Source organism: Nocardia callitridis, from assembly GCF_039543305.1.
Lineage (GTDB): Bacteria > Actinomycetota > Actinomycetes > Mycobacteriales > Mycobacteriaceae > Nocardia > Nocardia callitridis.
This window is the reverse complement of sequence record NZ_BAABJM010000008.1, coordinates 59,702-72,773: the sequence shown is the minus strand read 5'-3', so window position 1 is coordinate 72,773 and position 13,072 is coordinate 59,702. Positions and strand designations below refer to the sequence as shown.

9 protein-coding genes are annotated in these 13,072 nt (G+C 66.8%); 1 reads left to right on the top strand and 8 read right to left on the bottom strand.

The annotated features are described in order from the left end of the window. Positions 1 to 25 precede the first annotated feature (25 nt). The 5 genes from rpsD to infA form a co-directional block, all read right to left on the bottom strand. Entirely contained in the window at positions 26 to 631 is a 606-nt protein-coding gene (rpsD, locus tag ABEA50_RS27980) for a 30S ribosomal protein S4 (protein ID WP_345499268.1), read from the bottom strand. Positions 632 to 651: 20 nt separating this feature from the next. After that, on the bottom strand, positions 652 to 1,065 hold the full coding sequence (gene rpsK, locus ABEA50_RS27975; protein ID WP_345499266.1) for a 30S ribosomal protein S11: 414 nt from the start codon (positions 1,063 to 1,065) through the stop codon (positions 652 to 654). Positions 1,066 to 1,075: 10 nt separating this feature from the next. Continuing rightward, a complete protein-coding gene (gene rpsM, locus ABEA50_RS27970) occupies positions 1,076 to 1,447 on the bottom strand; it encodes a 30S ribosomal protein S13 (RefSeq protein ID WP_345499265.1) in 372 nt (123 codons plus the stop codon). Between the two features lie 270 nt (positions 1,448 to 1,717). Continuing rightward, the gene (gene rpmJ / locus ABEA50_RS27965) at positions 1,718 to 1,831 is read right to left on the bottom strand and encodes a 50S ribosomal protein L36 (RefSeq protein WP_345499263.1); all 114 of its coding nucleotides are present in this window, start codon (positions 1,829 to 1,831) and stop codon (positions 1,718 to 1,720) included. 163 nt (positions 1,832 to 1,994) lie between these two features. Continuing rightward, positions 1,995 to 2,216 (bottom strand): translation initiation factor IF-1, encoded by a 222-nt coding sequence (gene infA, locus ABEA50_RS27960; protein WP_003418601.1) that lies wholly within the window; start codon positions 2,214 to 2,216, stop codon positions 1,995 to 1,997. A gap of 1,744 nt (positions 2,217 to 3,960) precedes the next feature. On the opposite strand from infA, the gene ABEA50_RS31075 reads away from it, so the two are divergent. Then, positions 3,961 to 5,535, top strand: coding sequence for a MinD/ParA family ATP-binding protein (locus tag ABEA50_RS31075; protein WP_425577740.1), 1,575 nt, complete (start codon positions 3,961 to 3,963; stop codon positions 5,533 to 5,535). 1,154 nt (positions 5,536 to 6,689) lie between these two features. On the opposite strand, the gene ABEA50_RS27950 is transcribed toward ABEA50_RS31075, so the two are convergent. From ABEA50_RS27950 to mycP, 3 genes are all read right to left on the bottom strand, one after another. Beyond that, positions 6,690 to 7,190 carry a DUF4254 domain-containing protein gene (locus tag ABEA50_RS27950; RefSeq protein WP_345499261.1) on the bottom strand — a complete coding sequence of 167 codons (501 nt, stop codon included), beginning with the start codon at positions 7,188 to 7,190 and terminating at the stop codon, positions 6,690 to 6,692. 408 nt (positions 7,191 to 7,598) lie between these two features. Next, positions 7,599 to 11,654, bottom strand: a complete 4,056-nt coding sequence (gene eccCa / locus ABEA50_RS27945; protein ID WP_345499260.1) for a type VII secretion protein EccCa — start codon at positions 11,652 to 11,654, stop codon at positions 7,599 to 7,601. 12 nt (positions 11,655 to 11,666) lie between these two features. Then, a complete protein-coding gene (gene mycP / locus ABEA50_RS27940) occupies positions 11,667 to 13,052 on the bottom strand; it encodes a type VII secretion-associated serine protease mycosin (RefSeq protein ID WP_425577739.1) in 1,386 nt (461 codons plus the stop codon). Positions 13,053 to 13,072 lie beyond the last annotated feature (20 nt).

Below are 13,072 nucleotides of genomic sequence, written 5' to 3'. Positions count from 1 at the left end.
GCGCGCACACCAGTGGCGCAGCCGATTACTTCGAGTAGTACTCGACGATCAGCTGTTCCTGCAGCGGCACATCGATCTGAGCGCGCTCGGGCTGCTGGTGGACCAGGATCCGCAGCCGACCGGGGATCACCTGCAACCAGCCGACCGAGGGACGGTCGCCGATGGTCTCGCGCGCCACCTGGAACGGCAGCGTGCCCAGCGACTTCTCCTTGACATCGATGATGTCGTACTGGGTCACCTGGAAGCTGGGGACGTTGACCGACCGGTTGTTCACCAGGAAGTGGCCGTGGCTGACCAGCTGGCGAGCCTGCCGACGGGTGCGCGCGAGACCCGCGCGGTACACCACGTTGTCCAGCCGGGATTCCAGCAGGCGAAGCAGGTTGTCACCGGTCTTGCCCTTGAGGCGGTTGGCCTCCTTGTAGTACCGGCTGAACTGCTTCTCCATGATGCCGTAGGTGAAGCGAGCCTTCTGCTTCTCCTGCAGCTGGAGCAGGTACTCGCTCTCCTTGATCCGCGCCCGGCCGTGCTGGCCGGGCGGGTAGGGGCGACGTTCGAATGCCTGGTCGCCGCCGACGAGATCGACGCGCAGACGACGCGACTTGCGGGTGATGGGGCCTGTATAACGAGCCATTTTTCGCTATTCCTTTCCCGCTAGACGCGACGCCGCTTGGGCGGACGGCAGCCGTTGTGCGGCTGCGGAGTGACATCGTTGATCGTGCCGACCTCCAGGCCAGCGGCCTGCAGCGAACGGATCGCGGTCTCGCGGCCCGAACCGGGGCCCTTGACGAACACGTCGACCTTCTTGACGCCGTTCTCCTGCGCCTTGCGGGCAGCGTTCTCGGCGGCGAGCTGCGCGGCGAACGGGGTCGACTTGCGCGAGCCCTTGAAGCCGACGTGACCCGAGGATGCCCACGAGATGACGTTGCCGGACGGGTCGGTGATCGACACGATCGTGTTGTTGAACGTGCTCTTGATGTGTGCGTGGCCGTGCGGGACGTTCTTCTTTTCCCTGCGGCGCGACTTCTGCGACTTCTTGGGGCCGGAGGCCCGAGTCTTGGGAGGCATCGGTTATCCCCTACTTCTTCTTGCCTGCGACGGTGCGCTTCGGGCCCTTGCGGGTGCGCGCGTTGGTCTTGGTGCGCTGGCCACGCACGGGCAGGCCACGACGGTGGCGCAGACCCTGGTAGCAGCCGATCTCGATCTTGCGACGGATGTCGGCCTGCACCTCGCGGCGCAGATCGCCCTCGACCTTGAGGGTGGAACCCTCGATGTAGTCACGCAGCTGCGCGACCTCTTCGTCGCTGAGATCCTTCGAACGCAGGTCGGGGCTGACGCCCGTCGCCGCGAGGATCTCCTTGGAGCGGGTACGGCCGATGCCGAAAATGTAAGTCAGCGCGATCTCCATGCGCTTTTCGCGCGGGAGATCAACGCCCATGAGACGTGCCATGCGGCATGTTCCTTCACTGTTGCGGAGGTCTGCTCCCTGTCCGTCCCCTCGTCTGGTGGGGCACCGGCCTCCGGTCCGGTGGTAGGCGCACACGCCCCCGGGCGAACCCGGAATCCGCAGCGTGCGGCTGGAGCTGGGAGTTTCTGCTTCGCGAAGGGTGGAGACCCCTCGCGTTCTTGTGGCCAAGCCGATCAGTGATCGGTGCCCGGTGGTGAGCTGCGGCGCCGTCGATGACGATCAGGTCGTCACGACTACACGCGCCGCCGACAATCAGCCCTGACGCTGCTTGTGGCGCTGGTTGTCGCAGATCACCATGACTCGCCCGTTACGGCGGATCACCTTGCACTTCTCGCAGATCTTCTTGACGCTCGGCTGAACCTTCACGTCCGTCCAATCTTGTTGTGGCTCACACGGGTGTGAACACAGTTTTTCCCCAGCCCGACGACTGGGGAAGTTTCTCGGTGAGTTCTGACGAACTTTCTCGCCGAACTCGGCTTCGACACCGGGCTCGTACCCGGCGGTGTCGTCGACTTGCGTCGACACGAATTCACTTGTAGCGGTAGACGATCCGGCCGCGCGACAGGTCGTATGGCGACAACTCGACGACCACACGGTCCTCAGGAAGGATGCGAATGTAGTGCTGGCGCATCTTTCCGCTGATGTGCGCGAGAACCTTGTGTCCGTTCTCGAGCTCGATCCGGAACATCGCATTGGGCAGCGGCTCGACAACTCGACCCTCGACCTCGATGGCCCCGTCTTTCTTCGCCATGTCCTCCGCGATCCCGGTTACGATGAACCTGGTTTGTTTGCCTTGTCTCTGTTCGGGTGAACAGGGCCATGAAGGCCCCAACCGGTCTCGTACCCGACCGATCGCACGCGAACAGCTCGGCGCGTCGGTGCACCGCCGCACAAGACTACCGGCACCACCCTGATCGGGCAAAAATGCCTCCTGTTATACCGCTCGACACGGGGTGTTGTCCGATGTTTCGCCCCGCCGAGCGAGGATGGATCGCGCACACGAACACCGTTGTGGCGGCGGCGGGCCTGACCCACGACACCCCGGCACGGTCGCGTAAACTGACGCCGTCCTGGTATGGGTCGAGCACAGCTGGAGCAGCCGTAGAAAAGGGGGATGCGTGAGCCGCAACAACGACGGCCTCCCCATGCTGCCGCCGTGGCTATCCGAAAGTGATGTCACGAGCGACGTCGCACAGGTCGGTTACGAGGCCCCGGTCGAGAATCTGCCGCACGACGACCTGATCGAAGAGCGGTCGAGCCGAGGGCTCGGTCGCTTCAAGAACCGTCCCGCCGAGGGCGAGCGTCCGCAGGAGAAGCGCCGCAAGGGCTGGCGCCGAGACAAGAACGACGAGCAGCAGCGTGAGAGCGCGCCGGCGCCGGGATCGAGCTGGGATCAGCCGATGCCCGAGGCGCTGACCCGCGACCCGCAACCGGCGAGACCGCAACCACCACAACCGAACTACCGGCAAGGCGACTCGTGGAATCAACCCGAGCCGCAGGTTCCGCCACGCCAGGACGGGTGGAACAACCCCGCGCCGACACAACCGACGCCGCCACCGCAACCGGGCGGCGACCAGCGCTACAGCGCCCCCCAGCAGCAGGTTCCTCCGCAGCAGCAACGGCCGCCCGCGCCACCCCAGCAGCCAGCGCCGCCGCAACACCATGCGGCACCCGCGCAACAGTTCGCACCCACCGAGCAGGTCGCACCCACCCAGCAGCAAGGCGACAGCGCGCCGGGCAACCTGCCGACCAGGAGCCCTGACCAGCCTTCGTCGGGGTTCCAGCCGCTCGGCGCACGAACCAACGAGGCACCGGCACCAGCACCTACGCGGCCGCCGTTGCCCGACCTGCCGCCACCACCTCCGCAGTCGGCGCAGCGCCCCGACGCCGCGCCACCCTCCTCGGGCGAGCAGCCCGCCGTGCATTCGGGTATCCAGCCGCCACCGGGCCCGCGGCAACCACCATCCCGACCCGGTGAACAGCCGCCCACACGCTCGGACGTCCAGCCGTCACCGCAATCGCATGCTCAGCAACCGCCACTTCCGTCCGGCGAACAGCCCGCGGTGGCGCCCCCCGGTGCGACGGCGGCCGCGCCGTCGAATCCTGGAGCGGGTACCACCCCGCCCTGGCAGACAGGTCGTGCGCCCACGCAGGACCGCACCGTCGACCCGAACCGTCGGCCACCACTGCCGGAATCCCCTGTGCCACAGGGCAGTTCGACACCGACAATCGAGACCGGGCACGGTACGGACGTTCCGGGACAGCGCAGCACCAACGGTGCTCCCGAAAGCCGAGCCACGACGGGGTCGCCCACGTCGGGCGTAACCCCCGACGCCGAACCGACCGACACCGCGGCGAACACCGAAACCGCGGCGCCGCAGTGGTTGGCGGGGCCAGGTGCGGACGGCCAGCGCCCCCCGCGGGAACCGCAGGTTCGACCGGAAGACCTGGCGCTGCCGCCGACCCCGCAGCGCGGACCTGTCCCGAGTCCTGGCATTTCCGCGCCGCAGGAACACGGTCGCGCACCGATCGACCACACGGCGACCCCGCCGCGCGATCCGAGCACCGAGTCCACGACCAGGGTCCCGCACCCGGTTTCTCCCGAACCGCCGTCGCCCCGGCCGGAGCACGGTGCCTCGAACACTCCCGCCGGACCGCCGAGCCAAGCACCCACCGCCGATCGCGACGCGCGTGACAACGCGCCGCAACCGACCGACCGAGGCCCCGCCTCAGGCGAACATCGGTCACCAGGCCCCCTCAGTGAGCCGGGACAAGCGCCGGTCGGCGAGGGGCCGAGGCACAGTCCCACCGATCAGACGGTCGTCGGGTCGACGCAGGGCCAGGCACCGAGTCGAGCACCGGAATCCCCCGGCCCCACACCGCCTTACGGCACGCGGGCACCCGGCGGCGACCAGCCACAGGCCGATCCGTGGCGCGCTCCGGCAGACCAGCCACCACCCGGTGCCGCACCCGTTGATCCCAGGCAGTACGGCGGTCAGCCGATGTCCGGCGCCCCCGCGCCCGCCGAACAACAGTGGCAGCAGCCGCAGGGCCAGCCGCCGTACCAGCAACCTCAGCAGTGGGGTTCGCCGAATCACCCGCAGCAACAGCCGCCGCCGGGTGGCGTGCCCTACCAGGGCATCTCGCCTTCGCTCGACGATGTCCCGATGCGCAGGGCCAAGAAAACCCCTGGCAGCGGGTGGCGCAAGGCCGTCCACCACGTCTCCGGCGGCGCGGTCAACCCGGGCATGTCGGCCGAGGAACGTCGGTTGCAGGAACTGGTCGCACGGATCAGACAGCCGGTGCGCGGTGACTATCGGATCGCGGTGCTCTCGCTCAAGGGTGGCGTCGGCAAGACCACGACAACCATGGGGATCGGCTCCACGTTCGCCTCGATTCGCGGCGATCGAGTGATCGCGGTGGACGCCAACCCCGACTTCGGCACGCTGTCGCAGCGGGTGCCGTTGCAGACCAGGTCGACGGTGCGCGATCTGCTGCTCGATCCGGCGATCCAGCGCTATTCGGATGTGCGCAGGCACACCTCGCAGGCCACCAGCAGGCTGGAAGTACTGGCCAGCGAGCGCGATCCGGCCGCATCGGAGGCGTTCAGCGAAGAGGAGTACCGGGCGGTAGCGCGAGTATTGCAGCGCTTCTACAACATCATCCTCACCGACTGTGGCACCGGCCTGATGCACTCGGCGATGTCGGGTGTGCTCGACCTGGCGCATTCGCTGGTGTTGATCTCCTCACCCGCGATCGACGGTGCGCGCAGTGCGGCGGCGACGCTGGACTGGTTGTCGTTGCACGGCCACGACCACCTGGTCCGCAATGCCGTGGTGGTGATCAACTCTCCGCGTGCGGGTAGCCCGAATGTCGGTATCCAGGAGTTGCGCGAGTACTTCTTGTCGCGATGCCGCGCGGTGCACATCATTCCGTTCGACACCCACATGTCCGAGGGCGCGGAGATCGACCTGCACCGCCTGCACAAGCAGACCAAACGCGCCTACGTGGAGCTCGCGGCGACGGTCGCGGACGATTTCGCTACCGACCACCGGCGTTACCAGCCCTGATCGTGACATCGCAAAGGAATTGGGTTCCGGGCGCCAGTAGTTCGGTATCCCCGCCTCGGCGTAGACGACCAGCTCGACCATCCGTCCTGCAATGTCGTGGACTTCGAGACCACCTCGACCACCAGACGCACCTGATCCGCCGGGATACCCCGGTCGTCCCACCCGATAGCCCCGATGGCGACAACCACATCAGCGATCGGCTCATCGTCCCCGATCAGCACCCCTACGCCTGCCAGCGCGACATGTCCCGCGGGTAGCACTTTCCGTCAGCACGGATTGGCGACGACGCATGCTCGGCCAACAGCTCTGTGCGCGGCGCTTGATCTGCCGCCGATCGGACCGAAGTGGTCCAGCTCGGTGCGGCCGGTCGTGCCCGGTCGGCACACCCAGAACTCCCGGTAGGTGCGTACCGAGAAAGCGTATGGCGGGGAAAAGACTTCCACGATGGAACGTCACAGTGACGACGTTCGGCGCAGGTCTGGGCGGCCACTGCCCGTCCCGACCAAGTGACCGCGGGGTTGCCAGCTCACCCACCGGGGCGTCCCGTCGCGGACCCCGAACGTGCACGGGTGCTCGGTGTTCTCGGCCCAAGTTGCCAGCTCACCCACCGGGGCGTTCCGTCGCGGACCGTGCGTAACGGGGTAGTGCATACCCAAAAGCCCGGACGCCGAAGGCGCATCGGCGCTGGGACCTGTCGGCCTTACCCGGATAGTCCGGATCGGTGATTGATACTCGGACTCGGACACCTCCGCTGAACCGAAGAGACCGACGGCGGCACGAGCCAACGGGCGGAGTAAGACGCGAAGAAACTTTCGTGGAGCTCCATGGTGTGATCGCGCCGCTGATTGATGGCGACGGCGTCATCCGATGCCACGGGACATGTTCTCGTCGCGGGTCGGCGACTACGAAGCCAGCGTCCACGCCGACAATTCGTCAGGACCACAAAACAATCGGTATCTCGAGCAGAATCCCTGTGCCGCAACGATATCGCGGCTCGCGCGGCGAATAGATCCCCGCCGAATCCCAGTACACCCGTGCGACCACACCCAACCCTGCTCAGCGACGGAACGCCGGTCAGCAGTCGGACATGATCACACGGGTGTCGGGTTCGACAGAAGAGGTATACGGCACCGGCGGCCTAGCGTGACGCGCCGTCACCACTCCGGCAAGCGCCGTCTACCCGCCAGTACATCGCGCACCAAATCGTCGTAGGCATCGGCGAGTTCGGCCAAATGATGCCACGCGCCGTGCAGAACCTCGTCGTTCGCATCGAGCGTCATCAGCGCATGGTGCGCGCGCACCGACGCCTCGGCGAGCCGGTCGATCACCGCACCGATGGTCTCGGTGTGCAATGTCGCGCCGAACCGATGCTGCGGCACGCCGCGTGCGATCCAATCATCGATCGCCATCACCAATTCGCTTCTGCGACGCTCGTTTTCCTGTAGCGCCGCGCGGCCGGTATCCACCGAACCGCCGTGACCGATCAGCCGCCGCTCGTGCAGCACCGCGATATCGCGAGCGAACCAGAGCAGCTGACTGCCGACCACACGGTGCCCACGACATGCTCGGACCAGTAGGTCCGAGGAAGGCAACAGCCCGGAGGGAATGGGCTGCACCGCTGTCTCAGCACACCGCTGTGTGTTGGGAAGAGTCATTACGACTGTTGTATCCGAACCTGCCACGTTGCCTCGCCGTCATCGCCGCACAACACCCCGGATCAGGACGCTGTTTACAATAAACCCCAGCGAAGGACTGTCAAGCGTTAACAGGGCGCTGACGGTCGGACAGAGTACAATTCGTTATCTCCCGCGAGTTATCGCGCGGCAAGATCACGAACGGCCCGGCCCAGCACCGGTTCGCCGACCCGATCCGCGCGTAGATCTATACGGGCCAAGGGAAATCCGGCACGACCGCCACTCGTCGCGGACCCGCCGACCCAGCTGCGAGATCCGATTACCGTCGATTGCAACATTATTCGGTTATCTGTTGCCGAAAACCCGGTTCGCACAGCAATTTCGCGAGACACTCCCGTTCGAAAAAATGAATTCCGGCTTGCCCGGCGTCTACATCGTCTCGGGGAGATAGGCGATGTGCACCATCTCCTGGCCGCGCGAGCGCGACACCAGAATGCCGCGCCCCGGTGGCAGCTTCATCGGCCGCACATCGCCGATCACCTTGCCCTCATCGCGCGGACCGCTCATCACCAATGTCTCCACCGAGAGGTTCTTCATCCCACCGAGCACGTGGTCATACAGCGCCCGCGCCATGCCGCCGGTGCGGCGGGTCGTCACCAGGTGCAACCCGATGTCGCGGGCCTGCGGCAGGTACTCCAGCAACGGCAACAACGGGTTGCTGCCACCCGCGGTGATCATGTCGTAATCATCGACCATGATGTAGATCTCCGGTCCGCTCCACCAGCTACGGTCACGTAACTGCTGCGGGGTGATGTCGGAGCCGGGGATGCGGCGCGAAAGATAGCGCGCGAGCTCGGAGATCATCGGGCCGCTGGTCTGCGACGACGTCGAGTATCCGGCGAGCCGGTCCTCCGGCACCACCCCGAGCATGCTGCGGCGATAGTCGATCAGCACGATGCGCGCCTGCTCCGCGGTGGAATTCTCGAGAATGCCCATCGCGATATTGCGCAACAGCGTCGTCTTGCCGCACTCGACATCGGCGAACGCCATGAAGTGCGGCTCGTTGCCGAAATCGAGAACGAACGGCTCCAATTCGTTCTCGCCGAGACCCACCACGACACGGGTGGGTCCGAGTTCGACGCCGCGGTCCCTGGTGATCGAGAGCATCTCTTCACGCTCGATATGCATCGGCAGCATGCGCACCTCCGGCGCCCGCCTGCCCCCGTACATCTGCACCAATTGTTCCTTGGCCTCGGCGACACCATCGGCGATGGTGGATACCTCGGAGTCGGAGTCCAGGCGCGGCAAAGCCACGAGCATGTGCAACTGTTCGGGAGTCAGACCGCGACCAGGTCGACCGACCGGAACCAAAGCGGCGGTACGCCGACCCATCTCGGAGTCCGAAGGGTCACCGAGCCGCAGTTCCAGCCTGGTACCGATCTGATCCTTGACGTTGGGGCGGATCTCCGCCCAGCGCGCCGCGGCCAACACCAGGTGGATGCCGTAGGACAAGCCCTGCGCCGCCATCGCGATCACCAGCGGCTCGAGGGTGTCGAACTCCTCGCGCATCGCCGCCCAACCGTCGATCACCAGGAACACGTCACCGAACTTGTCGTCGGCCAACGGATCGTCGGTCGCCTGGGTGCCGTTGATCATCCTGGCTTCCTGCCTGGCGTACTTGCGGCGCCGGTAGTCGACCATGGATTCGATGCCGAGTTCGGAGAAGCGCTCCTCGCGCTGCCGCATCAGGGTGGTCAACTCGGCGATGGTGCGACGCACCCGGTCGCTGTCGAGTCGGCCAGCGACCGAACCGACATGCGGCAATCCCGACAAACCCGCCATGCTGCCACCGCCGAGGTCGATGCAGTAGAACTGCACCTGTTCCGGGGTGTGCGTCGCCGCGGCGGCCATGATGATCGAACGCAGCGTCGTCGACTTGCCCGACTGCGGGCCACCGACCACCGCCACATTGCCGAGGGCACCGGCCAGATTGATGGTGAGCACGTCGCGGCGCTGCTCGTAGGGTTTGTCGATCACGCCGATCGGCATCCACAGCTGGCCGTGCCGGTTGATCGGCGAACGCCAATCCGGGTCGGGCAGCAGCATGTCCACCGTCGGGGACTCCTCCAACGGCGGCAACCACACCTCGTGCGCGGGGCGGCCGTGACCGGTCAGCCTGCGCACCACAACCTCGAGCAGCGTGTCCGGCAGCCCTTCGTCCTGTCCCTGACTCTGCTGACCGGGCGGCGGAGGCAGTTCGGGGCGCTCGGGCAGGACCAACTCCGGCTCATCGGTTTCCACGATTTCCACCTGCGCGGCGGTGAACACCGTCGGCGATTGCCCACGCACCACCCGACCGTCCACATTCCTGCCGCCGGACGGTGACACGTAGGGACCGGAAACGTAGGTGGCATTGAAGCGCAGCGGGTCGTCGGCGTCGCTCTTCAGGTAACCGGCGCCGGGGACGCCGGGCAGGTGGTATGCGTCGGTGATGCCGAGCACCGCGCGAGACTCGTTGGCGGAGAAGGTACGCAGGCCGATCCGGTAGGACAGGTGCGAATCCAGGCCACGCAGCTTGTTCTCCTCCAGCCGCTGCGAGGCGAGCAGCAGATGCACGTGCAGCGAACGGCCGAGGCGGCCGATCATCACGAACAGTTCCGCGAAATCCGGTTTCTGCGACAACAACTCGGAGAACTCGTCGACCACCACGAACAACGCGGGCAGCGGATCGAGCGCGACACCCGCGGCACGCGCCTTCTCGTAATCGGTGACATTGGCGTAGTTGCCCGCGGAACGCAGCAGTTCCTGGCGGCGGTTCATCTCACCGGCCAGCGCATCACGCATACGGTCGACCATCGAGAGTTCTTCCTCGAGGTTCGTGATGACCGCGGCCACATGCGGCAACGGGTCGAGACCGAGGAAGGTCGCGCCACCCTTGAAGTCGACGAGAACCAGGTTGAGCGCGTCCGGCGAATGCGTGGTGACCATCGAAAGCACCAGTGTGCGCAGGAATTCCGACTTACCCGAACCTGTGGCGCCGATACACAGACCGTGCGGACCCATGCCGTTCTCGGCCGACTCCTTGATGTCCAGCTCCACCGGGGTGCCGTCCGGGGTGACACCGATCGCCACGCGCAGCCGCTCCCGCGCGGTACGCGGCCGCCACACCCGACTCGGCTCGATCTGCGCCGCATCGGGAATCTTCAGCAACGCCATCAGGCCGGGATCGCTGCGGGTGTCGTCACCGAGGCTGACGATCTGCGCCGCGGTCGCGATCCGATACCGAGCCAGACCACGACCGAACGCCTCGGCCTCCGCCGCGCTGATCTGGTCCGCGGTCGCGAAACGTTCGACACCCGCGGCGCTGCGCGCGCTCACCTCACCGCCCTCGACCACCAGTTGCAGACCACGGCGGGCGGCCAGACCGTTCTCCGGCGCGGTGAGGTCGAGCACCGTCACCGAGTCGAGGCCGGATTCGCTGATCAACCGTTCGGTGCCGTTGACGTAACCGTCGTCGATCACCACCACCAGGTGCAGCCTGCCCTGGGTCGGCTGCGGATTGCGCATGAAGCGGCCGCGCTCCATCAGCTCCGACGACAACGCGGTTTCCAGCTCGGCCAGCGAGCCGTACATCATTCTGGCCGAACCCATTCCGTCGCGCACCGAAGGATGTTGCAGGTGCGGCAGCCATTTCGCCCACGCCCACGCCGGGCCGTCGGGGTCGGCGCAGACGATCGCGACCGCGACGTGATCGGGGCCGTGGAACACGGTGAGTTCCATCAGCATTCCGCGCGCGAGTTCGCGCCCGCCCTCGGCGTCACCGCCGATATTGATCGCGGGGAAGGCACGCAACGACACGGCTGTCGGCAGCTGGTGCACCACCGAGTGGGTGCGGACGAATCGGCGCAGCGCGACGGTGGAGACCGGTTCGAGGTCTTCGAGCGGGCCGGTCTCCGGCCGCGCCAGTTTGGTGGCGAGGCGATGACTACCCACGCCGACGCGCACATGCCCGAAATCCGGGTCGGCGGGACGCCGTTCCCACATCCTGCGGGTGCCGATCACCGAGGGCAGGTCCATCGGCACGGGATGGCTCCAGACCAGAGCCTCCAGCTGACGACCTCCGGTGCGGCGCACCTCTTTTCGCATCTGATCGAGGTAGCGGAAGTAGTCCTTGCGCTCCTCGTTGAGTTCGGCCGCGCTCTTGGGGCCGTTGCCCCGCATGCCCATCATCATGCCGACCATCGACATCAGCATCATCATGGGGAACATCAGCATCATCGGGTTCTGGAGCAGATTGCGCCCCATCATCGCCATCATGGCGATCATGCCGACGACCGCGATCACCATCACCACGGGCATCAGCTTGGTGATCAGCGGCGCGGGCAGCGCCCGCGCGATCTCCGGTGGCGTGGTCAGTGCGACCTCGCCACCCGGCGCGCGCGGCGGGGCGATGCGAGGTCGGCGCACGAAGCCTTCGGTAACCATGGGTCAGTTCCCCTACAGATCGATCTGGTCTGGATCGAAGTTCTCGTCCTCGCGCTTGCGACGGAACGGAATCGAAACGGCGGCACTGATTCCCAACACGACAAGGCAGGTGATCGAGCCGATGATCGCCACCTTGCGCGGCAGCGGATCCGGGCCGGGCGGCCGCAGCGGAGTCGGGATCGCCCTCGGCACTTCGGCACCCGCGCTCACCGGCTGGTCGGGCAGTTCGGCGGTGAGTGCGGCGAGCGGGTCGATCATGCCGTACCCGATGCGATTGTCGTGGTCGGTGCCCGGCCCGTGCGCGGTGCGTTCGATGCGGTCGATCACCTGTGCGGCGGTCAGGTCCGGGAACCGCGAACGCAGCAGGGCGGCAAGGCCCGACACGTAGGGGGCGGCGAAGCTGGTGCCCTCGATCGGTCGAATGCCCTCGGGGCTCTGCACGCCGTCGACCAGGCCGGTGGCGTTCGGTTTGCTGTCGAGCGAGACGATATTGCGACCGATCGCGGCCACGTCGATCCACGGGCCGTTGAGCGACAGTTCCGAGGCCGATCCGTCGGCGTCGACCGAGCCGACCGAAAGCACGTAGGGATCGAACCAGGCCGGACTGGCGACGGTCTGCACCGCGTTCCATCCGGTCCCGGAGTTCTGGTCCTTACACGCTCCGTCGGATTGCAGGTTTCCCGCGGCGGCGACCACCACGACGTTGTGGTCGTAGGCGTATTTCACCGCGGCACCGAGCGCGGCGTCGGCGGTGTCGGTTCCCGCCGCGGAACAGGCGACTTCGGAGATATTGATCACCGTGGCGCCCATGTCGACGGCGCGCACGACAGCGCCCGCGAGGGTAAGCACATTGCCGTACCCGGAGGTGGCGATGTCGCCAGGCGCCGAACCGCTCTCGCTGGCCGCGGGTTTGAAGGCCAGGCTGAGTTGTCGAATGCTGAGGATCTCGGCATCCGGTGCGACACCGACGAATCCGTCCTCCGGACTCGGCCGCGCCGCGATGATTCCGGCGACCAGCGTGCCGTGACCGTCACAGTCGTCGGTGCCGTCGCCGGTGAAGACGAAATCGCCGCCCGGTTGCAGCGCGGGCAACCGGGGATGTCGACTCACTCCCGTATCGATCACCGCGACCTTCTGCCCCGCTCCCCTACTGAACTGCCAGGCCGACGGCAGATCGAGTACCCGTTGCGACGCGGGCGGATCGACCGGCGGCGCACCGGCGAGTAGCGGTTGGGCGCACTCCGCCCCCGGCACGGTCGGCTCGAGCGGGCGCGGATTTCCGCTGAGCTCGAGCGCGGCGCCCAGCGCGCCCGGGTCGACCGTCGGCGGCGCGACCGCGGCGGCGGCCCCCGGCCAGCCGAACACCACGGCGCCGAGAACCCCCGCGGCGCAAGCGATCACGGCACCGCGCCGCCACG